This is a genomic window from Desulfobacter curvatus DSM 3379, from assembly GCF_000373985.1.
GTDB classification, from domain to species: Bacteria; Desulfobacterota; Desulfobacteria; order Desulfobacterales; family Desulfobacteraceae; genus Desulfobacter; species Desulfobacter curvatus.
Genome location: NZ_KB893087.1, coordinates 1 through 24,498, shown reverse-complemented (window position 1 = coordinate 24,498; position 24,498 = coordinate 1). Strand labels below are relative to the sequence as shown.

General features: G+C 50.5%; 14 protein-coding genes. 7 read left to right on the top strand and 7 right to left on the bottom strand.

Going from position 1 to position 24,498, the window contains the following annotated elements:
* Positions 1-8: 8 nt before the first annotated feature.
* Together B147_RS0119910 and B147_RS0119905 are read right to left on the bottom strand one after the other, a co-directional pair.
* Positions 9-728 carry an acyltransferase gene (locus tag B147_RS0119910; RefSeq protein WP_020588967.1) on the bottom strand — a complete coding sequence of 240 codons (720 nt, stop codon included), beginning with the start codon at positions 726-728 and terminating at the stop codon, positions 9-11.
* A gap of 3 nt (positions 729-731) precedes the next feature.
* Entirely contained in the window at positions 732-1,772 is a 1,041-nt protein-coding gene (locus tag B147_RS0119905) for a hypothetical protein (RefSeq protein WP_020588966.1), read from the bottom strand.
* Positions 1,773-2,200: 428 nt separating this feature from the next.
* On the opposite strand from B147_RS0119905, the gene B147_RS0119900 reads away from it, so the two are divergent.
* On the top strand, positions 2,201-4,609 hold the full coding sequence (locus tag B147_RS0119900; protein ID WP_020588965.1) for a 3-hydroxyacyl-CoA dehydrogenase/enoyl-CoA hydratase family protein: 2,409 nt from the start codon (positions 2,201-2,203) through the stop codon (positions 4,607-4,609).
* A gap of 15 nt (positions 4,610-4,624) precedes the next feature.
* A complete protein-coding gene (locus B147_RS0119895) occupies positions 4,625-5,803 on the top strand; it encodes a thiolase family protein (RefSeq protein WP_020588964.1) in 1,179 nt (392 codons plus the stop codon).
* A 176-nt stretch (positions 5,804-5,979) separates the two neighbouring features.
* Here the strand turns inward: B147_RS0119895 and B147_RS0119890 are convergent, their stop codons facing one another.
* The 3 genes from B147_RS0119890 to corA are packed head-to-tail and all read right to left on the bottom strand — an operon-like array spanning position 5,980 to position 9,918.
* Positions 5,980-6,210, bottom strand: a complete 231-nt coding sequence (locus B147_RS0119890) for a MoaD/ThiS family protein (RefSeq protein WP_020588963.1) — start codon at positions 6,208-6,210, stop codon at positions 5,980-5,982.
* Positions 6,203-8,830 carry a mechanosensitive ion channel domain-containing protein gene (locus B147_RS0119885; protein ID WP_033397677.1) on the bottom strand — a complete coding sequence of 876 codons (2,628 nt, stop codon included), beginning with the start codon at positions 8,828-8,830 and terminating at the stop codon, positions 6,203-6,205. The genes B147_RS0119890 and B147_RS0119885 overlap by 8 nt, the downstream gene beginning before the upstream one ends.
* 5 nt (positions 8,831-8,835) lie before the next feature.
* Positions 8,836-9,918 carry a magnesium/cobalt transporter CorA gene (gene corA / locus B147_RS0119880; RefSeq protein WP_020588961.1) on the bottom strand — a complete coding sequence of 361 codons (1,083 nt, stop codon included), beginning with the start codon at positions 9,916-9,918 and terminating at the stop codon, positions 8,836-8,838.
* Positions 9,919-10,263: 345 nt separating this feature from the next.
* On the opposite strand from corA, the gene B147_RS0119875 reads away from it, so the two are divergent.
* The 4 genes from B147_RS0119875 to B147_RS0119860 all read left to right on the top strand — a co-directional run bounded on the left by B147_RS0119875 (position 10,264) and on the right by B147_RS0119860 (position 18,508).
* Positions 10,264-12,846, top strand: a complete 2,583-nt coding sequence (locus B147_RS0119875) for a PEP/pyruvate-binding domain-containing protein (RefSeq protein ID WP_020588960.1) — start codon at positions 10,264-10,266, stop codon at positions 12,844-12,846.
* Between the two features lie 114 nt (positions 12,847-12,960).
* Positions 12,961-14,310, top strand: coding sequence for an NADP-specific glutamate dehydrogenase (gdhA, locus tag B147_RS0119870; protein WP_020588959.1), 1,350 nt, complete (start codon positions 12,961-12,963; stop codon positions 14,308-14,310).
* Positions 14,311-14,392: 82 nt separating this feature from the next.
* Entirely contained in the window at positions 14,393-15,343 is a 951-nt protein-coding gene (locus B147_RS0119865) for a helix-turn-helix transcriptional regulator (protein ID WP_020588958.1), read from the top strand.
* Between the two features lie 18 nt (positions 15,344-15,361).
* Complete coding sequence (locus B147_RS0119860) at positions 15,362-18,508, top strand: NAD-glutamate dehydrogenase (RefSeq protein WP_020588957.1); 3,147 nt, start codon at positions 15,362-15,364, stop codon at positions 18,506-18,508.
* Between the two features lie 117 nt (positions 18,509-18,625).
* Here the strand turns inward: B147_RS0119860 and B147_RS0119855 are convergent, their stop codons facing one another.
* Positions 18,626-20,869 carry a redoxin domain-containing protein gene (locus B147_RS0119855; protein ID WP_020588956.1) on the bottom strand — a complete coding sequence of 748 codons (2,244 nt, stop codon included), beginning with the start codon at positions 20,867-20,869 and terminating at the stop codon, positions 18,626-18,628.
* Between the two features lie 201 nt (positions 20,870-21,070).
* Entirely contained in the window at positions 21,071-23,527 is a 2,457-nt protein-coding gene (locus tag B147_RS0119850; RefSeq protein WP_020588955.1) for a hypothetical protein, read from the bottom strand.
* A 425-nt stretch (positions 23,528-23,952) separates the two neighbouring features.
* Between B147_RS0119850 and B147_RS0119845 the strand changes: the two genes are divergently transcribed.
* Positions 23,953-24,282 (top strand): hypothetical protein, encoded by a 330-nt coding sequence (locus B147_RS0119845; protein ID WP_020588954.1) that lies wholly within the window; start codon positions 23,953-23,955, stop codon positions 24,280-24,282.
* The last annotated feature ends 216 nt before the right edge of the window (positions 24,283-24,498 follow it).

The window sequence follows — 24,498 nt, the reverse complement described above, 5'->3', positions numbered from 1 at the left end:
TTCAGGCTCTATTCCTTAGCTGGGGCGATGAGACTGCGAATCCATCCTAAAAACGTATTTCCTTCCAGGCAGTCTTTTTCAGCCGTTTCTAAAATCGTTGTCATCTTGTCCGTATCGCCATACCGGTCTTTACGGGTGATGATTTTCCGGGCTGGATCAAGTTCCCGGACGACTCTGGCCGGATTGCCCGCAGCCACAGCATTGGCAGGAATGTCGCAGGTGACGACGGCACCTGCTCCAATAATGGAATTTTTCCCGATGGTTACGTCTTTGCACACAATGGCGGAATCTCCGATCCACACATTTTCTTCGAGAACCACCCTTGACCGGGTTGAAGGCGGTAACGATCTGTCGTAAATACCGTGCCAGTCTGAATCCGTAATGTATGCGTGGCTGGCCAGCATGCATGAATCTGCAATATAAATGGAATTGGACGCTGAAATCCGCACACCCGGAGAGATCAGGACATGGTCCCCGATACGGATACCGTCAATATTTTTTTTTTCCGACCACACGGTCAGCCGGGTCCTTTTGTCCGGGCACCCAAACAAGGTTGCATGACTGCCGATGGAGATGGGGCTGCCAAACAATTCAATATACCAGGGTTTAATGATGTAAGGGTGGGGGCCCAGGGCGCTGAGCTGGGGAGCAAGATAACGTCGGACATAAAAATCCTGAAGCCGGTACCAAGCCTGTTTGATGTAGTATGGGCGTTTATCCTTAATCATCGTTTAGTATTTAAACTGGCAGCCGTCCCAGGCGTCATGCTCAAACAACCGGGCTCCTGGCGTCAGGCCGTACAGAGCATCTGCGGCCATCAAAACCACGGCATTGGTCCAGGATATTTTTTCTTCGGGCCAGACCACCATATCCGGATATGTGTAGCCGCACCAGAAGGTTTGATCCTCAAACATCCGGTTGAGAATCCAGGAAAAAACAATTCCGGCTTTTTGCCGACGCCCCATGGCGTGAAGCGCAAGCACCAGTTCCGAGGTTTCGGCGATGGTAATCCAAGGCTGGTCAGAAACACAGCGACATCCTTGGCCCTCAATGACATATTTGTGCCAGTATCTGTCCATACGTGCCTTTGCCCGGTTTCCCTGCAATGCCCCGGACAGTATCGGGTAAAACCAGTACATGGAAAATCTGGACTTGGACACGTTATACGTAACAATATTTTCCCTGATGGAGCAGCCAAGCTTTTTAAGCCCATTCTTCCATTCCGGGCGGTCATGGCCAAGGATACCGGAAATGGCCAGGGCACATTTCAGGCTCATGAATATGGACGAGGAACCGGACAAAAGAGACATGGGGTCAACCTTTCCCTCGGGGCTCTTTGCCCAGTAAATTTCTCCTGTGACCGTCTGAAGGTTTAAAGCAAACGAAACACCCTTTGACATGATCGGCCAGAATTTTTCCAGATCAGCCTTATCCCCTTTTATCAAAAACTGATGAAACAGCCCCACGGCCAGATAGCAGGCCATGTGGCTTTCGGTTGTCCGGTCCCCGGGAACCGAATCCACATAGGATGAATACCAGGAGCCGTTTTCATTCTGAAGGGCGGACAGCCAGTCCAGGGCGGCCATTGCCCGGTCATGAAAACCGCCGATATTCAATCCCATGACGGATTCCACAAGGTCCCAGGGATCTGTTTTCCCTCCGGCATGCCAGGGAATGTCTCCATTTTCCCTTTGAAGGCCGGCAATCATACGGGCAACTGAGCCTGGGTTCAGGGGAGAATTCGGGTGCAGCTTTGCATTTATCGGGTGCATTGACTCTCTTAAAAAATAATAATATCCTTTATTGAAACAGGGCTAAAATATCAAACCCCTATCTATTTTACAAGCTGATTCATTATTTATTTATGAATGATAATTCATAAGATGGTTTGTTCCAATAATTGGGGCTGTAATCATAAATGACCTTATATATATGCGATGTAACAAATTGAAATAAATGATGATTTAAACAATTAAGTCTGGAGCGTTTAAAAAATGTTTTTTCTTGACAATCCATTTCCAATCGTGTTCCATGTATAAGAATAAAACTGAATGTTCCTTCAGAATAAGAACCATGGGCTGACCTGGTTTATCAACACCAGACTCAACCCTCAACAAAACATGAAAGTAATTTAACAACTTATTGAAACCTATGCATAAACTGGTTTTTATTGTCTATACCCCAACTTGAGGAGAAAATCATGGTAAGAAAGATCAGAAAAGCAGCCGTCATCGGATCCGGAATCATGGGAGGCGGAATCGCCGCTCTTCTTGCCGGTGCGGGTGTCGACGTGCTGCTGCTGGACATTGTCCCTTTTGATTTAACTGACGAAGAAAAGAAAGATCCTGTGGCGAGAAACCGCATTGTTCAGGCAGGCATGAACGCGGCCTTGGCAACGACCCCCTCTTTATTTTACAGCAAAAAAGACGCCTCACGCATCCGCACGGGAAATCTGGATGATGACATTGAAAAGCTGTCGGAATGCGACTGGATTGTTGAAGTGGTTGTGGAACATCTGAAAATTAAAAGAGATCTGTTTGAAAAAGTGGCCAAGGTCAGAAAAGAAGGCACCATTGTTACCAGCAACACCTCCGGGATTCCCCTCAAGGATATGAGCGAAGGCTTTCCCCAGGAGTTCAAAGAACACTTCATGGGCACCCATTTTTTTAACCCGGTACGCTACATGCACCTGCTCGAACTTATTCCCGGCGCTGAGACCAAACCCGGCGTCATGGATTTCATTGCCCGGTTTGGCGAACGAAATCTGGGCAAGGGGATTGTCTGGGCCAAGGACACCCCGAACTTTGTGGGCAACCGAATCGGTGTTCAGGGCATTGGTGCCTGCATCAAATTCATGCGTGAAGACAAAATGACCATCCCCGAAGTGGATGCCCTGTTAGGACCGGCCCTGGGCCGCCCTAAAACCGCCATCTTCAAAACCACGGACCTGGTTGGCATCGACACCATGCTTCATGTCGCAAAAAATTCCTATGATTTGTGCCCGGACGACGAACAGCGTGACTCTCTTGTCCTGCCCGAGTTTATCACCACAATGGTCGATAAAAAAATGCTGGGCAACAAAACCCAAGGCGGGTTCTACAAAACGGAACTGACCCCGGAATGGAAAAAACTGCGCAAGGTGCTTAATGTTGACACCCTGGAATATGAGGCGTTTGAGAGAGCAACTTTTCCTTGCCTGGACCAGGCCAAGAAAAAAAATACCCTGGCAGAGAAACTTGCCTGCGTGCTCAAAGGCGATGACAGAGGCGCCAAATTTGCCTGGAAATGCCAGGCCAATGCGTTCCAGTATGCGGCCAACCGGGTCCCAGAGATCGCCGATACCATCGTCGAAATCGATAACGCAATGAAATGGGGCTACAACTTTGCCATGGGACCCTTTGAAACCTGGGATGCCTATGGTGTTCAAGAAGCTGTTGACCGCATGGAAGACGAAGGCCTTGAAGTGCCTGCCAATGTGACACAGATGCTGGCCAAGGGAGAAAAATCGTTTTACAAACTTGAAAACGGTATCCGCTACTACTTTGATTTTGCTGCAAGCGAATACAAGGCGGTTCCGGTTTCTAAAAATATGGTTTCCATTGCTGCCGCCAAAGGCAACAATAAAACCGTATTCGAAAATGCCTCTGCATCACTGGTGGACATCGGAGACGATGTCTTCTGCATTGAATTCCACACCAAGATGAATGCCATTAACGGCGAAATCGTTGATTCCATCGGTAAAGCCCTTGACTATGTCGAAGAAAACGGTGCCGGTCTTGTTATCGGCAACGAAGCCGGCGGTATGCCCGGTGCATTTTCTGCCGGCGCAGACCTTTCCTTTGTATCCAAACTGTGCCACGATAAAAAATACACGGAAATTGATGCCTTCCTGGCAAAAGGCCAGGCCGGGATCCAGCGCGCCAAATATGCACCCTTTCCCGTTGTTGCCGCACCTTACGGCATGGTGTTAGGGGGGGGCTGTGAAACCTGCCTGAGCGCAGACCGAATCGTTGCCCATACCGAACTCTTCATGGGTCTGGTTGAAATCGGCGTGGGACTGCTGCCCGCCGGCGGCGGCTGCATGAACCTGTGGAAAAAATATGTGGATGCCCTGCCGGGCAAAACCGTAAAAGAGGTGGATCTGGCTAAATTATTTGTCCAGGCATTCATGAAAATTGCCATGGCCGCCGTATCCATGTCTGCTGCCCAGGCTCGGGATAACGGATTCCTCGGCCTTGCCGACCGGATTGTCATGAACCGTGACAACCTTGTAGGGGAAGCTAAGAAAGAAGTGCTTAAAATGGTGGATGACGGATATGTTCCCCCGCTGAAAAAGAAGATCAAGGTGATTGGCAACGCCGGTCAGGGCATGGTCAATGCTGAGCTGTTCAATTTTCTCAACGGCAAATTCATGAGCGAATATGATGCCTTTTTGGCCAGACGCATTGCCTTTGTCGTCAGCGGCGGCGATGCCGCCGAGGGCAGTGAAATTGCCGAAGAAGCCATTCTCAAGCTCGAACGTGAGGCCTTTGTGGACTTCTGCAAAGAGGACAAAACCATTGCCAGAATTGATCATATGCTTAAAACCGGGAAGCCGCTTAGAAATTAGGAGGAGAATACACAAATGAAAGATGCATATATAGTACAATCAGTACGGACCCCGGGCTGCAAGCAAAAAAAAGGGTTATTCAGCCAGACCCGTCCCGAAGAGTTGATTTCCTTTATCATGAAGGAAGCGGTTGAACGAACCGCCAATTTGAAGCCCGAAGACATTGAAGATGTCATGCTGGGCTGCGCTTTCCCCGAAGCGGAACAGGGCCTGAACCTGGGCCGGATCGCGGCTAAAATGGCAGGCTTCCCGGACGAGGTTTCCGGTGCCACGGTGAACCGGTTCTGCGCATCCGGTCTTGAAGCCATTGCCCTGGCCTCTGTGCGGGTATCAGCGGGCTGGTCGGAAATCTGTATTGGTGCCGGCTGCGAGTCCATGACCTTTGTACCCATGGGCGGACACGTTCCCCGGCCCCATCCGGAATATTCAAAAACCAACCCTGAAATGTATGTATCCATGGGAATCACCGCTGAAAATGTGGCCGAGCGCTACAACGTGTCCAGGGAAGATCAGGACGTCTTTGCCGCCCAGTCCCAGTCCAAGGCTATGGCCGCCAGGGATGGCGGGAAATTTACTGAAATTATCCCCACCCCGGCCTATAAATATATTGTACAGCCTGACGGTACCTATAAAAAAGAGTTCTTTGTTGTCAAACATGACGACGGCATCCGGGCCTCCACACCCGAAGGGCTGGCCAAACTAGGCGCGGTGTTCAAGGTGAACGGTTCCGTTACTGCCGGTAATTCCTCCCAGACCACGGACGGGGCAGCGGCCACCATCGTCGCGTCCAGGGAAAAGTGTGACGAACTCGGCCTGGCCCCCATTGCCAGGCTGATTGGGTATACCACTGTGGGTTGCAAGGCAGATGAAATGGGTGTAGGCCCCAAATATGCCATCCCCAAAGTGCTTAAACAGGTGGGAATGACCATTGACGACATCGACATCTATGAAATCAATGAAGCCTTTGCCTCCCAGGCGTTGCATTGCATCCGGGAACTTGGCCTTGAAAAATACATGGATAAAATCAACATTCACGGCGGTGCCATCGCCTTGGGCCATCCTTTGGGATGTACCGGTGCCAAACTGACCGCCACATGCATTGCCAACCTCAAGGAAGTCGGCGGCAAATATGGTATTGTCTCCATGTGTGTCGGCGGCGGCATGGGTGCCGCAGCCGTATTTGAAAAACTCTGATAGCCCAGCAACTTCTTTTTACGCTTAAAATCTTTTCGCTTAAAGAACCGGTTTTCCTTTCCTGGAAAACCGGTTCTTTAGGAATGAGTCCGAAGCAACTTAACCTGGAGCTCGGGCTAAAATGGGCGCCGCAGGCGCTTCGTCCACTTGTATCTTGTCTATAGTTTCCTGTAAAATCATCCCCCGGCAACCAGCGGAAATAGCCCGACCTTATCATTTTCCGCAAGTTCCTGGTCAGGCATTGCTCTTTTGCCGTTGATGAAGATCAGACTGACAGCCCCATCAGGAATCCCCAGCTTACGGATCAGACCACCCGCCGTTGTGCCCTTTTCCACCTTAAGGGAACCCGAGCCCTTTGGATAGTATCTGAAAAGGGTGGTGAACAGGTCTACATTAATTTCAATCATCAGACGCGTTCTCTTGTTCCGGGCTTTGTGGTTCCGGGTCTTTGGCAGGAAAAAACCGCTCAGCCCCTTCAATGGACCGAATATGAATATCCCGCTGGGGAAAGCTGATCTCTATGTTGTTTTCCCGGAAATTTTTATCGATCCTGAATCTGACATCCGTATCCACCTCCAGCATATGATCTATATCTGTCCAAAGCCGCAGCACAAAAACCAGTGCGCTGTCGCCAAAATCCGTAAAAATTACGTCCGGTCTGGGGTAGCGAAGGACATTGGCCGCGTCCGCAGCAATCTGCAGTAAAATCGTTCTCACAAGTTCTATGTCGGATCCATATGCCACACCGACGCTGATTTTGCGGCGGATTCGTTTGTCCTTGAAACTCCAATTGGTCACCTGATTGCTGATAAGATCGGCATTGGGAATAATCAGAGAGGCATTGTCATAGGTCTGCACCACTGTGGACCGGACATTTATTTTTCTTACCCTGGCCCAGATGCCGTTGACCTCCACATCATCCCCCACCTGGATGGGCCGCTCAAACAGAAGGATAATGCCGGATATAAAATTATTGACAATATTTTGAAGGCCAAATCCGATACCAATGCCCAGGGCGCCAAAAGCAACGGCCAGGGAGGCCGTGTTCAGCCCAAAGACATGCAGGGCGATGAGCAGCCCTATGGCCCAAATGATATAGGCAGAGATGGTGGTGATCGATTCCTGCAGGCCTTGGGCCATGCCTGAACGGCTTAAGAATTTTTTCTGGAACAGCCATTTCCATATCCGTACCAGAGCAGAGGTGAAAATAAGTACAAGTCCGGCAAAAATCGCCCCTAAAAAGCTGAACTGCATGCTGCCGATGCTCAAAGGGATCGCCAGAACCTGATACAGATGCCCCAGCACGGTCTGGGGATCACCCCAGATCAGCAGCAGAAGAATTGAAAGGGTAACCATCCAGCAGAACTGTCCGGCCCGGATAATCAGCCACTGGACAGGATAATCGTCATAAACAAACGCTTCGGTCCTGGTATGGCTTTGCTCCCTGTAATAGAGATCCCATTCCTGGAGCAGATGATAAAAAATTCCCCACCAAAAAAAAGCCACAAGACTTTTAATCCAAGAAAGGACCCAGTGGGAGGCAAGCAGCTCATAACCAGTCATGTCCAGCATGAGTGAAACGCCGGAAATCAGAAGCATCACATATTTAGTAGTCAAAAGCCGAATCAGCTGATTTCTATCCTGATGGTTTTCCCCCGGGGGCTGAAGCATATAAAAATTGACATCCCGCCAGATTCTCAGGGTCCAGATAACCATGATAACCGCACCTGTCATGCGCAGCAGGATCAGCAGCCCCGAACTTTGCCCCAACGTGTCGTGCAACGCACCATAGGCGAGAATAAAAACAGCCACAGCCCGGGTGAAACGGATCAGATGCCGGGCATTGGATTCCCCGCCCACGGCATCAACAAAAACCGTTTTCAAAGACCGGCAAATCCACCTGCATGCAAGCAGAATCATTATCGCCAAGGCGGCCTCCCAAAAAATTTTGGACACCAAAGACATTCGGTTCAGACGGCTGTACAGAAAAATTGTCAATGCCATCCCAGCCGGTATAATGGATATGGTCAGCAGATCCGAGGCCATCTGATGCCAGGCACCTAACTTTTGCACAACAGGCAGAGTCTTTAAACCCAACGCCTCTTTTCTGAGCCGCCTCAAAATGACAAGCACAACAGCCAGTACAAAGAAAAATGATACTGCCAAAAGCTGTGCATCCTGCCACAATTTTTCAATGTTCGATATCCAGAACTGGGGATTAGAAACGATATAGATAAGTTCGATCAGGGAGTTGAGTTCCTGCTGAAGGGAATTAAGGGCACCAAACCGCGCGTCCTTTTTGGTTCTCTCAAACAACCCTTTTGCATTTTTCTGCTCAATGATTTTTTCAAACTGTGCCTCCAGAGTTGTATAGGTTTTCTTTATTTCCGCCTGCTTGTCCAGACGGTCCTTGTATATCTTGTCTAGCCGGGACACCAGATCCTCTTTTTCCTTAAGCACTTTTACCAGGCGGGTTGCCATCTTTTCAATGGCCCGGTTTTTGTTCTTGTCACCGGCAGGAGAGCTTTCTTTAACGCCGGAAAGTTCCGCCAGTTGTTTGTCAACAAGCAGCTTCTGATTTTCCAGATGGCCGAGTTCCTTTTTCAGGTCCTCTGCCTCCGGAATCAGTCCCTGAAATATCTTCTGGGCGTCAGCCATAACGGTTTTCAGTTCAGCCCTGCTTTTCTGGAGCTGGGTAATACCAGCATCCTCGGACAGCAGCAAATTCCAGAAAGAGGATAACTGGACCCGGTACCCGTTATATGCTGCCGTCAGGTAGATTTGGTCCTTCTCTTCGCTTGCCATGCGGGTTTTATATTTTTCAAGGTCGCTGAGCTCGGTATTCAACGATTTTTCAAGGATCGTGCCCAGTTCATCAATCAACTGGGATGTCGAGTTCTGTTCGGGTTCGGCAAGAGCAGAAGGAAATCCACTGAAAAGAGTCAATCCGGCAAACAGGATCACAAACAATCTAAAAAGACGTTGAACGTGTAATTTTTTTATAGGAACAGGATTTTTTTTTGCCATGGTTTTTAAAACCACCCTTTCTTTTTAAAAAATACAACCATTGCACCGCTGATCACCGCCATGCCCCCCAGTAAAACGAAATATCCCCACTGCCACTCAAGTTCAGGCATAAATTTAAAGTTCATGCCATAAATTCCGGCAAGAAAACTTAAGGGGATAAAGATAGTAGAGATAATGGTCAGGGTGGCCATGACCTCATTCATACGGTTGCCCTGGGACGACATATAAAAATCAAGCATGCTAGACAAGAGTTCTTGAATCGAAGTCACCGAGTCCAGAATGTGGTTGACATGATCCAGAATATCCGCATAAAAACGGATGACGGCGTCCGGAACAAACGGGGATTCGGATTTTATCAAACCAAGAATTGCCCCGCGCACAGGCCGGAGCTGCTTATTGAAAAAGATGACCTCACGTTTCAGCCGGTGTATCTGCTCAAGGTGGCCGGGTTCTAAATCTTCGAGCATGTCACGTTCAACAGATTCCACAGCTGAGGCAATCTGCCCAATCACATCAAGGGAATGATCAACCACGGCATCAATCAGGGCATACGCCAGATAACCGGGGCCGGCGGTGCGTATTTTTCCTCTTCCGGCCTGAAGTCTTTTCTCTACGGCTTTAAGGCAGGGGGACGGTTTGTCCTGGACAAAAATCACCAGATTCTCCATGACGGCCATACTGACCTGGGTCTCTGATATCTCATGGTTCTCAGGATCAAAGGCCAGTTGTTTGAGTGTGACATAATAATAGGTGTCAAAATCTTCAAATTTGGGGGGGTGTGCCGGGTTAACCATATCCTCCAGGGTCAGGGTATGGATATTGAATAACTCACCCATCCGTGAAAAGGCAAAATGATCATTCGTGCCGGTTACCTGAATCCATGCGGTCTTTTCTTTCTGAATCAAAGGCAGGGCTGCGTCAATGTCCGGAGGGTGGTATGTTTCGAGGCAATCTTTAGAATAGGTTAAAACACAGATATCTGATGCTGTGCCCGACGGAGCCCGGGCATCAATCTGCAGGCCAGGTGGGGATCCGGCTTTTTTTTCTGATTTTATGAAAAACCTGGGCATGGCAAACCTTTCATTCAATTCTTTAAGGCCACCTTATTATCATGGTCCTTGGATTACTATTAATTAGAATATTTTAAGACAGGGTACACTATTTTTGTCAAGGCACCTGGGAAAATCAGCTTTATACCGGCGTCACTCAAGGTCGCTTGCATTCACCCAAATCGCCATTCAGCAAGCTTTTATACCGATTTTATTTGCCTGTAAAATCCTTGAACAACTATAATTTTATACGCATTTTAGCCTTATTTTTATCGCGTTGTTTTCTTTTTAATATTCAAATAAAGATGTTCACCATAAACCAAATGCAAAACATCGCATTTCTATCGTGGTTAACACTTTTAAATGGGCCCAAACGGATACGAAATGGATAAAAATACCCAAAAAATAAAAACCGGATTTGAAAATTCACAGCCCCCCGGTTTTCAGATCAGGAATATCCTCTATGTTTGCGACCCTTACCATCTGCCGGGACTTAAAGCGGATATCTACCCGTTCCCCTGGGAGATTACCTACGCTGTTTCCATGAAAGAGGCTGCCACCCTGCTTCGCAAGGCGGCTTTTGCTCTCGTTTTTATTGAAATGGGGGCCCTGGATGATGGAACAGGGACGACGGTGCAGCATCTTAAGACCCTTTGTCCCGGCCTGCAGGTAATCTTTCTGGTGCCGCCGGGCCATTTCAAAACCCGGCTTTGGGAACAAAATGCGGATCACATGTTTATCTGGTCCGGAAAACCTGAACTCTTCCATGCCATGGTCCGCTTTATTGAGGACCAAATTTGCAGCGATACCACCCGCCGTGCAGTTCTCCTGGTGGAAGACAGCCTTGAATACACGTCATTCTTCCTTCCTGAAATATACAAAGGAATAGATGCGGCCTTCCCCGGTGGCAGGCCGCCCAGGCTTGTTCTGGCCGGATCCCATGAAGCAGCCATGGCGCGGTTCCGTGAATTGGGTAAACACCTTGACTGTGTCCTTTCCGATACCCGGCTTCCCTGGCAGGGAAAAGAGGCCCCTCGGGCCGGCATTGACATTCTGTCAACCATTCACAGGGAAATGCCCGGTCTCCCCATCATGCTCATGAGCGCTGAAAAAGCAAACAAAATAATGGCCCAAGGCATACCAGCCCCATTTCTGGATAAAAATGCCGACCAGCCGGCCCGGGATTTTCATACATTTTTCCGCAGTCTGGCACCGGACCGCCCGGCCCGGGGGCGAAAAACATGTCCGAAAGACCGGTATCCTGTTCAAACAAGCTCTGCCGGGTTTACCAGAATCGGTAACGGATCTATCGGTGGTAAAGCCAGGGGGCTGGCATTCCTGGCCCAGACCCTTAACCGCCGCCCCGACCTTGGAACTGCGTATCCGGAAATGGCCGTCAGTATCCCTGACACCCTGGTCCTCTGCACTGACATCTTTGACGATTTTGTCCGGGAGAACGACCTGGACAAACTTACCGGCCGTCCTTTGACGGAATTGGTCCAGGCATTCATCGACGCCCCTTTGCCCCGGGAGGCCCTTCGGCATTTGAAAACCTATCTGGCCGCAACCTTTGCCCCCTTGGCCGTGCGCTCTTCCAGTCTTTTGGAAGATGCCGCTGCCCATCCTTGCGCCGGATTGTACAAAACCTATATGATCCCCAATAACCATGCCGACCCCGACCTCCGGTTGTCCCATCTTGCCACCGCAGTCAAGCTGGTCTATGCCTCTGCATACTATAAAAAGGCCCGGGCCTTTGTGCGCAGTACAACGGCACCTCCATTTAAGGACAGCATGGCCGTTATGATCCAGGAAGTTGCCGGCAGCCGGCACAAAGACTTTTTCTACCCGGCCATATCGGGCACGGCGCATTCCCTGAACTTTTACCCTGGGGCCAACGCTAAAACCGATGAGGGGGTCTTGAACCTGGCACTGGGTTTAGGTCATACCCTGGCCCAAGGGGAGCAGAGTTTCAGAGTTTTCCCCAAACATCCCCAGGCCACGCCTCAATTCTCCGGCACCCGGGATTTTTTGGAAAAAACACAAAACCGGTTTTATGCCCTGAGAATGGCAGACTACCCGGATTCCCTGTGCTTCGGCATTTGTTCCAACCTGGCGCGCCGGGATCTGTCCCAGGCCTTAAATGAACCGCCGGTCAAGGCCTTGGCCGCCACCTATATGCCCGCCGAAGACCGGATCCGGGATACCTGGTACTGCAAAGGCCCAAAAATTATCACCTTTGCCCAGGTTCTAAAATACGGAGCACCGCCCCTCACCGCCCTGGTAAACGATCTTATGACGGCTTTGGCAGATGATGCCGGTGGTCCCATAGAGCTGGAGTTTGCTGCCGATTTGCCTGACAAATCAGGTCAACCTTGGAAAATTTCTCTGCTCCAGGTCCGGTCCATGTCCAGTCCGCGGGACAGCAGCCTGATCACCAAAGAAGATCTTGACGAAGCCGTCTGCGTCTCCACCTCGGCGCTGGGAAACTGCACCCTGGATACCATCCGGGACATTGTCTATGTCAACCCGGACACCTTTGAGGGGTGTAAAACCAGGGATATGGCGCAGCAGATTAGCCGCATCAATGCAGAACTGACAAAAACCAACCGCCGGTTTCTGTTGGCCGGCCCGGGCCGGTGGGGGTCTTCGGATCCCTGGCTGGGCATCCCTGTTGACTGGCAGCAAATTTCCGGTGCCGGTGCCATCGTGGAAATCCGGGACGGCACCATTCATGCCGATGCCTCCGGGGGTTCCCATTTTTTCAACACCATCACTGCCCAGGGGGTGCCCTATATCACCGTGAATCCTGAGGCTTGTGACCGCATCGACCTGGAAAACCTGGCCGGCTGCCATGCGGTTCGGGATGAGGGCTTCATCCGCCACATGCGCCTGAAACACCCTTTACTTATTAAAGTCGATGGAAAGCATTCCCGCAGTGTCATCATGAACGCTTCGAAACCCAGATAATCACATACAGGATGAATGAGTTCCCCGGCATCGGATATTTTTATGGGTGCTGCCTGATAATTGGATCTCATCAACCCCATTTACAATACTTATACCCCAAAAGAAAGGTAGATCATGTCAGAAGAACTGAATAAAATCATAGCCAAAGACCCTGATCAGAAAGAATTTCACCAGGCCGTCCGGGAAGTGATCGAAACGGTGCAGCCCGTGCTGGACCGCAACCTCGAATATCGCAAAGCCAAAATTCTGGAGCGCCTGGCAGAGCCTGAACGGGTCGTCATGTTCCGGGTGCCCTGGATGGACGACACGGGAACCGTCCAGGTTAACCGGGGGTACCGTATCGGAATGAGTTCTGCCATTGGTCCATATAAAGGCGGGCTGCGTTTCCACCCGTCGGTGAATTTGTCCATACTCAAATTTCTGGCATTTGAGCAGGTATTTAAAAACGCCCTGACCACCTTGCCCATGGGCGGCGGCAAGGGCGGGTCCGACTTTGACCCCAAAGGAAAATCCGACAATGAAGTCATGCGCTTCTGTCAGTCTTTCATGTCCGAACTTTACCGCCACATCGGCCCCAACACCGACGTACCCGCCGGGGACATCGGCGTAGGCGGCAGGGAAATCGGTTATCTTTTCGGACAGTACAAACGACTGACCAATGAATTCGCCCCGGTGCTTACGGGCAAGGGCCTGGACTGGGGGGGCAGCCTTATCCGCCCGGAAGCCACGGGCTACGGTTGTGTATATTTTGCCGCTGAAATGCTGGCCACCCGCAATGGCAGCATGGAAGACAAAATTTGCCTGGTTTCCGGTTCAGGCAACGTGGCCCAGTATACCGTGGAAAAAATTTTGGATCTGGGGGGCAAGGTCGTCACCCTGTCGGACTCCACCGGGTTTATCTACGACGAAACAGGCATTGACCGGGAAAAATTGGCCTGGGTCATGGAGTTGAAAGAGATCAGGCGGGGCCGTATCAAGGAATATGTTGAAAAATATCCAGAAGCCGTATACACCGAAACAGATGCCACCCTGGATTACAATCCCTTGTGGACCATTGAGGCCGACTGCGCCTTCCCTTCCGCCACCCAGAACGAAATCAACGGCAAAGATGCGGCTAACCTCATTGAAAACGGCGTCTTTTTAGTATCAGAAGGGGCTAATATGCCTTCCACCCCGGAAGCCGTTGACCTCTTTGTGGACCACAAAATCCTCTACGCCCCGGGCAAGGCGGCCAATGCCGGCGGGGTGGCCGTATCCGGTCTGGAGATGTCCCAGAACGCCGTACGCCGGGCCTGGTCCCGGGAAAAGGTGGACGGGCGGCTGCACGGCATTATGAAATCCATCCATACAGCCTGCGTGGACGCCTGTGCCGAATACGGCGAGAAAGGAAACTACGTGGCCGGGGCCAACATTGCCGGGTTTACCAAGGTGGTGGACGCCATGCTGGATCAGGGTCTTGTATAGCCCTTAAATTCCTGGTATATCCAGACCATATCGGAATCAGCCGCCTGTGTGTATCCGGGCGGCTGGAAAAGTTGGGAGGGAAATGAATCATATCGTGGAGCAGCCGGACATCGACGCCCTGGTCCGCCGCAACCGGGAGCTGGAACAACTGGAGCAGGACCACCGGCGCATGGAGCTGATCTTCAAGCAGCAGGCCCACAATCTCCAGGAACGTATGAAGGAAATTAACTGTCTGTACGGGATCTCCAAAATTTTGGAGCAGGCCGGACTCTCCCTGGAAGAGACATTCCAGCAGGTGGTGAATCTCATTCCCCCCTCATGGCAGTACCCGGAAATTACATGCGCCCAACTCCTTATCAACGACCAGAGTTTCCGCACAAAAAATTACAAAAACACCTTCTGGAAACAGCAGGCAAAAATCGTTGCCTATGGTGAACCCATCGGCATCCTCACGGTTTGCTACCTTGAAAAGCGGCCCGACATGGACGAGGGCCCCTTTCTGGCCGAAGAACGGTCGCTGATCAATGCCGTGGCCGAGCTTCTCGGCCAGACCAGCAAGCGGAAACAGGCGGAAGCCGAATTGCGGGAATCCCGGCGCAAGCTCAAGGAGCAAAACCAGCAGCTCAAGGAGAAAAATATTGCCCTGCGGGAAGTGATGAGCCAATTGCGGGAGGAAAAAGTTGAACTGGAAGAACGGGTCCTGGCCAATGTGGAGCATCTGCTGCTGCCCTTGGTCAAAAAAATGGAAGATCGGGGATCGGAGCTGGACAAGGAATACCTGCTGTTGCTGGAAGAAAATATTGCACAGCTCACCTCTTCATTCGGCACAAAAATATCCCAACTTCACCAGCGCCTGACCCCTAGGGAAAACGAAATCTGCAATATGATCCGCACGGGTTTAAGTTCCAAGGAGATTGGAAAGATGCTCAACCTCTCCTACCGCAGCGTGGAGACCTATAGAAACCACATCCGCAAAAAGCTAGGCATTACCAATAAAAAAATAAACCTGACTTCTTACCTTTCCAGCCTGTAACCCGCATGGAGAAACACCATGGCAAACCTGCTGTCCGATATCAGCCGGTCCCCCCATATCATTGACCGTGCCGACGCACTCAACCTCAATATCAGGATTCTCTACGAAGCGGTCATCGATCTTTCCGCCCAGGGACTGATCACGGCTCATTGTATCAATCTGGCCGCAGGGATACTGCTCAATGATCTGGGACTTCCCAGCTATTTTTTTGAAAATATCACCAAGGATTCCCTCAAACAGATTCTCTCGTCCATCACTTCCAGTATTGCCGTCCAGGATGACCGGGTGGTCCTGGTGGGCCGGGTGGCCCACATTGATTTTGACCTGGGGCAGGGCAGTGAGGTCCAGCGGGTCCGCATCGCCACCCGGGACACCCGGGACGCCATGGAAAAGCTGATGGAAACCATGATATCCGGCCACCGCAGGGAATACTACTACAGCCGGGAAAATGAATATTATACCTATATTTTCCGGCCGGAAACCGTGACCGATTTCACCAAACAAGAGTTCAAGGCATCTGCATTTCTTTTCAACCTTGCCGGAGATTACACCGCAACTCCTGAGCCCACCCGTATGCGGTATGAAAATTTCCTGAAGGAGTACAGGGCATCGGTGACGCCTTTGGTGAAAGTCTTCAATCTGCCGGCCACCGCAGAAACCCGGATCATGTTCAACTCGAATTTTGCCACCCCCCAGATCCCCATCTTCCGACAGTTGGCCAAGGACCACGGCTTTACCCTCATGCGGGCCTATTGGGAGCCTTATTGGGACGGCACCGATGTGCCCTCGTCCATCTGTTCCCTCTATCTTCGGGGTGAAATTTCACGGACCCGGGAGATAAAACTGATCCGGGACATTCAGGATTTTTTGGCTTTTAATGTGGGCCCTGTCACGACCCTCTACGTGGAAGGAAAATTGACCTACAAGGAAATGCTTTTTTCCGGTAATCTCATTGATTTTACCCGGATTTTCATCTTCTCGGAAAGCACGGCCCAAAGCGATCAAGCCATCATGTCCCGCCTGGATGACAGGGCCTGTGAAGAGGCCTTTGCCGACCGGATTCAAAAGGCCGCCCGGTTCGCCTTTGACACCCGAACCATCAATGCCGCGGCCACGGCCCACCCCGGCCTGCTCAAAGCATTATATGAATTATTCGCCCACAGATTCAACCCGGACCTGGCCTCCCTTGGAGCGGCATGGGAACCGGCGGAACAACTTGAGACGTTTCACAGGATGTGCCGGACCCGCCTCAAAGAACACCCCACTGCCCTGCAGATCTTCTGGTTCATGGCAAAACTTGTGACCCACTGCCAAAAGACCAATTTTTACACCCCGGACAAACGGGCCTACAGCTTCCGCCTGGACAGCAGTATCCTGGACCCCCTGGTATACAACCGGCTGGTCTACGGGATTTTCTTTATCAACGGCCACTATGCCACAGGCATCCACATGCGCTTCGCTGACATTTCCCGGGGCGGTTTGCGCCTGGTACCAAGCGGTCCGGCGGTTTATGAAAGGCAGATGGAAAATTCGGCCCTGCTCAGCTTTATCCTGGGCCGGGACCGGCGGCTCAAGCACAAGGACATCTGCGAAGACGGCGCCTCAGGCGTGATTGTTCCCCACCCTGTCTACGGTGAATATTCTAGGGATGCAGTACTGGATTTCACCGAAGGCATCCTGGATCTCACGCTCCCCAATGAACATGTCATGGATTATTACGGCCGGCTTGAAATGCTCTTTTTCGAACCGGACCGGGGCACGGTAGGCCTTATGGATACCGTGGCCTTCAGGGCAAAGGAACGGGGATATCCCCACTGGCGAACCATTGCCACGGAAAAAGGCTGCGGCATCCCCCTTGATAATTATGGTCTCCTGAACAACGGCAAATTGTTCGGGCTGCTGCCGACCGGGAACGGCCTAAGCGACCTGCAAGTCAACGGAAAATCCCGGCTGGTCACCCGGGATCTGGAAAAACTTAGGGAAAAAATCAGTGGGAACATTAAAACCCTGGGCATGACCACCACGGCCATGATGGCGGCCTTCCGTGCTTTGATCCACCACCACAACGCCCGGGAAAAAGATCTGAACCTCATGGTTATCGGCGGCCCTGGCGGCCGGCTGGGGGGTAATGAACTGCTCTGTTACCAGGGCCGGATTTGCCTGGCCATAGACAATGAGGCTCTTCTCTTTGATCCGGCCGGATTGGATGCCTGTGAATTGGAAAAACTGGCCTTGGCCGCCCGTATCGTTACCGGAGGCGGCGCGCTGGCTTTTCCTTCGGACAAGCTGTCCCCCGAGGGATTCAAGGTACCGGCCACGGCCGCACGCACCTTTCTGCCCGACGGCACCATGGTTGAAGACAGCACCCTCTTTCACAGGGACTTCCTCTTTAATCCGGAAATGAAAGCGTTCATCCGCAGGGCCGGCATCCGGGCCTGCCTGCCTTGCGGCGGATTCAAAGTGGGGGTCACCGGGAGGACCGTCACATCCTTCCTGGAAAATTTCAAAGAACTTGAATTCATCGTGGAAGGCGCCGGCCTTTTTTTCGACAACAGCGCCCGGCGGCATATTGCGGCAAATACCTGCATCCACCACATTAAGGATTCCACTGCCAACAAAGGCGGCGTATTCTCCTCGGTCATGGCCGAAGTCCTCCCGGCGTTCCTGCTCGGGGACCAATACGAAGCTGCCATACTTGAGGATTTTAAAGTGTGCAGCGCTCTGATTTGGGAGATCCTAAATCTTGTCGAAACCCATGCAGCAGCGGAAACAAAAATATTAATCCGCCGTTGTAAAGCAGATCCTGGTATTCCACTCTTTGCCCAATCGGACAAGGCAGGAGAAGAGATCCTGTCCCTCCAGGAGATATTTCGCGCCAGGCTCAACACCATATTAAAACAAAAAAATCAGGTCTGGAAAATCCTGGCGGCCTATATTCCCAAAACCTTGGTCAAACTGATGGGCAAAAAGCGGATCACAGACATCCTGAATACCGATTCCATGCAGGAATACCGGGACGCCATCATCACCAAACAACTTGCAGCTACGGCATTTTACCGGTCCGGCCTGGAATGGGAGGACTTTATGACAGGGCTGGAAAAAAACTTTACCGGCACCGTAGCCGCCCTGGCTGCACCCCCCTCATCTTCTCGACAGAAATCATAATGTTTAGAGACAAAAGACCTGCTCTATAGGGCATAACAAAACATGAAATATTTGCAACCTGTTAAAAATTTAGATATTTTATGTTGAAAGTCTATTTTTAGGTCAAAATGATTTTGGTTAATTTTTCTTTTTAGCGGACTGAGTATGGTTGTTTTTGTCCACAACGATGATGTGTCGGCTTTCAGTCCGTTCGAATACCCCGGTTTGGCTGCCGACCCCCTTGATTCGGAACTCGAGTCGATATAGTCCAGGAACTTTAGTCTTCTCATAAAAGGCGCGAAATCGGCCTTCGGTTTCTTTCCGCCGCCCCTTTCGCCCTTTGTGCAAAGGTTGGAGCTTAATCACATCGCGAGCAGTCTTCTTTAGAGCTGCAATGACATCATCTCGGTCCAGATTTTTATCTGAATCCTCATCGGAATCCATTTTGACCTTCTTTCCGGCTAACAACTCAGTGATCGATACCGTGGGCCGGATGACTTCTGTTTGAACCGAAAATACCTTGACTTGGTTGCCTAATTTATCAGACAAGCGGATGGCGATTGGAATCGGTTGACCCACCTCATAAATTGTATCGGGGATTTCCAGGTCAAACATCAGGCTCTTCTCATCGGCCAAAATCATGTAATGATATGCCGGTGCGACGTCAGTTTGATCAAAACGGCGGCGGATAACCAGTTCCCATTCTCCCTCTGGGGTAACCACTTCGCTGCCGGCTAACATTTGCACCGTCATGGGGAAGTTCAATTGGGCTTTTAAGGGGGCATCATTTTCAACGGCAGCCTGAATAGTCGCCGACTTGATCTGACTTTGCCATTGAACTAAACTATGGTGTTGGGGGCGAGTCTTTTGGTAATGCGGGAAAGCCAAAGTTGCAATTTGGTAAGTGGGCTCATCTTCCACCTTGTGGCTCAGGTCTATGGATACGCCATCCTTACGAAGCGTTATTTGAAGCGGATTCTCGGCATCAATCCAGTTCAGTAAAACCGTGATTTTTTCTGCCGTCCGGTTAAGCCTGAAGGTTTTTACCACTTCATATTGGTCCTTAGCAAAAAGCCCTTGCCCCTTTTGAACCACCTGCAAGCTGCTCCCCCGATACATTTCCACTAATGTTTCGATGAAAAATTCTTTGAGGTTTGGCCATATATCTACACCCATGCGAAACTGCCCCGCAGTGGCAAGAGCGATATGGTTTAGTATATTCGATGAGGCTGCGCCGGCTCCGATACCGATGGCGTGAATGTTGGCATTGACGATCTCAAGATTGACCGGCAGGCTTCCGGCGTAATCCGACTGGCCGCCATCGGAATCGCAGGCACACATCCAGACCCCGTCAGGATAGTCTGCCGAGCCGATATTGTCGATGTGCCGTTCATAACAGGTGGCTCCTCCTTCACTTATCTCGGCCACATAAGCCAGCGGATTCCGGTTTTGGATTCCATCGGTGAACAGCACAACAAACTTGCGATTACTGCTGCCCTCCATGAGATCCAGTGCAGTGGCCACCCCGGCGCCCATGGCTGTGCAGCCCTGGGCTGACTGGGTTTCAATGTCTGATATCATATTGCCGATATGATCGTCGGATAGCACGCTTGATAGCGCGCTTCCCGTGGCGGCATGGCAATTGAAAAAAACCGCTCCTGCCCGGTCGCTGCAGAGCGCATAATCTTTCCAGACCTTCAATAATGTTGCGGCGGCTTCCTTCAAAAATTCTACCTTTGGTTGGGTTATACCATGAATGGTGACATTGTTGTTCATGCTGCCGGAATAATCCAGCGCCAAAACAGTGTCCCAAGCCGTACGATCCTTCTGGAGGTCCTCCAACCGGTGACGAACAAAGTACTCCGTGTCGGTAAGATCGTTGCTGTCAAAACACACGGGCTGACCGTTTGAAGTGCTCAGGCGATGCCACTTGTTGGTGATGACAAATTCTCTTGATATCATGTATGAGTGAGGGAAGCCGACGCTGGGTCCCACCATCCCCGCCATGTACTGAGCGGCCACCGATGAAGCCCATGCGCCGTCCATGAGAAGCGGAAATGTGATTGTTAATCCATAAGCGGTCAAACGTTCCGCGATCCAATCGCTTGTAACGGGTCCGCTGTGCGTCCCGAGCGAACCATCGGCGTAGTTGTATATAACGGCAATGGTTTGCACATTCGGATTTGTTTCATAATCGCTATGGATGTTTTGCAAATGCTGCAACCACGACAGGCACGACCCGCAGCGAATGCAGACAAATGAAAGAATAATCGCTTTGCCGCTGTAGTCGGACAAAGAAACCGTGCTCCCGGACACGTAGTCCGGCAACGCAAAGTTGTTTGGTGTATCACAAATGTTGACTCCCATGTCATAATCCTCCATTTATTCATCTTTATCATGTCCGGGTTTTTCATTCCGGATCGTTGGGTTTTTCATTTCTGAGACGGTTAAGTGTGCGGCTAATCTTGGTGCTTGAGGGACGCGGCGTTTTCTGCCGCATCCCTTTTCAAGCGGTTTTGGGCAAGGCTATTTCAATTCGTGTCTTACCCAATTTCCTGTGAAGTGGTATACTGAATCAACAGGTCAACTTTCTTCGAACTTGGGATCCACTTCCACAAGACAGAACCCGATATCAGCGGTAACATGACGTACATAACCCCGGCTGTTGTAATTGGTGCGGTCGTATGCCTTCATGCGAATGACGTATCCGCATGCGGCCATGTCCGTCGTATCCAGTCTCCAGTACCCCAACTCGCCTGTTGTCGGCACTATTGGGAAGGAGCGGCTCGTGTTGAACGTGTAAGTTGTGCCTCCGTCACCGGACAGTTCGACCAAGGCCCCATTGGCCGGACCATCCGGGATGACATCAAGGCTCACGTGTCTAAAGTGCTGGTTGACCGGATCGCTGGTTCCGGCGTCATAGGCCTCATAAATACCGGTCAGGATGGTCCCGACAGGGAACTTGCCGCAATCGGCAACGGGAAGAGGGACGCCTTCAAACGTAGCGCTGGTAATAGTTAAGGTAATTGGCGCGTATGGGAGCAGGGCAGGGTTTGCCGCAGGGACTGCCGACGGGAGCGTGTTGTCAATGCGCACCCTTATCACCTGGGTTCCGGGATAGAACGTAGGCGGATTGACATTAGGATCTTTCGCCTCCATCCGGATCTCCCACTCACCTTCCATTACAGAATCTGTACCCCATCGGGCAAGTTTATCCACCAATAAAAAGCGGGTTGAAGGGGCGGTGTGATCTTCCAGGTACTCATACCAGCCGTCTCCAAGACCATCACCATCGTCAGTGGCATTAAGGTTAAGATTGAATACCGTATCACCCGGGGATTCTTCCAGCTGAACTCCGTTTACGAATTTTGTGACATCAACATCAATCGTATTGGTGAGTGGATGCCAGATGTCGATACCATTGTCTTTTTTAATCAGGATTCTGTATTTCAGCGGCAATACACTGCTGCCAAAAGAATCCGGCAACGAACCAGCGATACGTCCGGTAATGGTGATGCCACCTCCGAAAGGACTCTCATTGACCGTGAAGACGCCGATCTGCCCATCGCCCGTTGCCAACCCTGTCGTGGAATTGATATCATCCACACTGAGATCGCCGATCGTCTCGATAACCGGGCTGCGCGCTACGTGTGCTCCGGGTCTCAGCTGTACGCGGCATTCCTTACGGTTGCCCCACACTGGCACATAGTTGGGGTTTCCAGGAGGGGGCGGTGTTTCCCATGACAGGATTGCCCGCAGGCGCACTACTCTCGGGCCGGCTTCACACGGCACGAGGTAAGACGCTAAATCCTTCTTGAGGTAGACGGCATATTGGACATCTTCGGAAGGGATCGTCTTGAGGTCGTGGACCTGCACGCTGGTCGTACCCATATAGTTAAACCCGCTGCCATCATCGAAGTCGATCCAGAAGGCCACGTATTCTGTCGACCCCTTAGTGCATAACCCTCCTGAATATCCGAACGGTCTTTTAACAGTAAATACAGCTTCCAGCATATCGCTGTGGGGACGAAGACCGACGCACCTGAGTTCTTCATAGCTGGTATCTCCGTCTGTAATGATCTGGAGTTTACCGAAAAGATCAGATATTTCACTGACGGTAAGCCCAAGGGAAATCAATGGACTGTCCCCGCCAGAGGTGATCAGCGCCGAAGTGGCCTTCTTGGTCGTAACTAACTTATGCGCCTCTGCAAAACCGAACCGATGGACCGGTACGCCTTTGTCCAGATAAAGCGCTTTCTTCTCGGAAAGACTGAGCGTCTTCAGTGAACTGGGTGCAAGTTTCAGAGTTTGATCCAGTCCGGCGATGACAGGGCCAATGGGGTCAGGGATTTTGACTTGAAGGTCGACAAATTCCTTTTTCAGGTCGCTCACGTAGAAAGAGTACTTGGGCTGAATCTGGACCTGTATGTTCATTACATTCCCATAGACCGGCGTCCAGTTGGGTTGATTTGCCGGGGGTGCCGTGTCCCAGGAAAGGATGGCTTTGACCCTGACAATGTTTTCTTGGCTGCAAAGCTTCTTAAAGGGGGTGAAGTCTTTGTTCACTGCATAGCACAAGGGCTTATCTCCGGGAATGTTATAGACCCGGACGCTGCTCAGTCCAGCGTCGTGCCAAATGCCGTTGTCATGAATGTCGACGTAGAACCTGACATATTCAAACGATCCTTGACTACATATGTCGCCTCCATATCCGGACGCCTGCTTCACATGGAGCACAGCCTCCAAGCGGTTGGCCGGAGGATTCAGTCCTGTGCAGATCAGCTCTTCATAGGTTGTAATGCCTTGCATGAGTTTAACAGGCTTATACGGACTGATCTCAAGGTTGCCGAAATAGTTCGGATTTTTCAAGATCAGCGAGCGGAACTGCAGTCGTTCTTGCTCAATTTTTATTTTAGTAGGGGGCTTTTCAGTACAACACTCCACTTGCTGCTCTGCTGCACTATTGATTTCTTTCTCGTTTTCCGTGATTACCTCCTTTTGCTGCTCCACGATATCTTTGATCTCTTTTTCATTTTCCATGATTACCTCCTTATGGTTTTTGACAAACACTCAATACCTGAACTTAACCTCTGCCATCATATCTCTCCCTTCAGTTTGCCTAGGTATATCGAGACGGTTGAGCTTATGTTTGAGTGTAAGTTGTTTTTTTTAAGTCCCTAATAAGACGTTTTTTATGCAATAATATATGCTTGAGCCGGCAAGTTCTTACATAAAAAATATATGGGCCGAAATCCGGGCAACCTGAATTGAACCTATCCCTGTAAAGCCCTTTATCATAGAGCTTTCGGCCTTGGATTAACCCGAACGCGCCTTGATTTTCCCCAGCGCTGACGCATCAAAATTATTTATGCGTCAGCACTGAACAAAACATGAAATATTTGCAACCTTTTAAAAATTTTGATATTTTATGTTGAAAGTCTATTTTTAGGTCAAAATCTAAATTATTGAATTGTTCCCCCCTCAGTGAAAATAAAGAAAAACCGGACCAGCTTCGCATGAAGAATCTTTTTAAGGAAAAATACCTGGGAAAAAAAATAGATCTGGTCATTGCTCTGGATGATGCCGCAGTGGAGTTGGTTACGAAATTTCATACGGATCTTTTCCCGGGTACACCGGTGGTCTTTGCGGGCATAACCACGTTCAATGAATATTCAGCCTTTGGACGAAAAAAAATCACCGGTGTTCTTGAACTTGGATTTCGCTCTTTGAAAATGTGCGTTTTTCGTTTTTCACCCTTCATTGTCATTGATTGCTCCACCATTAATTCAGCTTGAGTTGCCCAAGTATTGGTAATCATAGTAATGAAGTGGAACGTCCAGAATGAAAAGAATATCTTTTTNAAGATCATTTAGCTCGGATACAAAGCCATAGTTATTTCCGTCCGGCAACTGCATTTGTCCCAATACAATGTCTTCGAATTCTTTCAGCATAAATTCGCTGCGCGGGTTGCGGACATCCTTTCTGTTTGGCATGAATCCGTCCAGCCCCCG

Coding starts and splice junctions, on each gene's coding strand:
- B147_RS0119895 (WP_020588964.1), top strand. CDS start 4,625: ATGAAAGATGCATATATAGTACAATCAGTACGGACCCCGGGCTGCAAG.
- gdhA (WP_020588959.1), top strand. CDS start 12,961: ATGTCAGAAGAACTGAATAAAATCATAGCCAAAGACCCTGATCAGAAA.
- B147_RS0119910 (WP_020588967.1), bottom strand. CDS start 728: ATGATTAAGGATAAACGCCCATACTACATCAAACAGGCTTGGTACCGG.
- B147_RS0119875 (WP_020588960.1), top strand. CDS start 10,264: ATGGATAAAAATACCCAAAAAATAAAAACCGGATTTGAAAATTCACAG.
- B147_RS0119850 (WP_020588955.1), bottom strand. CDS start 23,527: ATGGAAAATGAAAAAGAGATCAAAGATATCGTGGAGCAGCAAAAGGAG.
- B147_RS0119855 (WP_020588956.1), bottom strand. CDS start 20,869: ATGGAGGATTATGACATGGGAGTCAACATTTGTGATACACCAAACAAC.
- B147_RS0119905 (WP_020588966.1), bottom strand. CDS start 1,772: ATGCACCCGATAAATGCAAAGCTGCACCCGAATTCTCCCCTGAACCCA.
- B147_RS0119900 (WP_020588965.1), top strand. CDS start 2,201: ATGGTAAGAAAGATCAGAAAAGCAGCCGTCATCGGATCCGGAATCATG.
- B147_RS0119890 (WP_020588963.1), bottom strand. CDS start 6,210: ATGATTGAAATTAATGTAGACCTGTTCACCACCCTTTTCAGATACTAT.
- B147_RS0119860 (WP_020588957.1), top strand. CDS start 15,362: ATGGCAAACCTGCTGTCCGATATCAGCCGGTCCCCCCATATCATTGAC.
- B147_RS0119865 (WP_020588958.1), top strand. CDS start 14,393: ATGAATCATATCGTGGAGCAGCCGGACATCGACGCCCTGGTCCGCCGC.
- B147_RS0119885 (WP_033397677.1), bottom strand. CDS start 8,830: ATGGCAAAAAAAAATCCTGTTCCTATAAAAAAATTACACGTTCAACGT.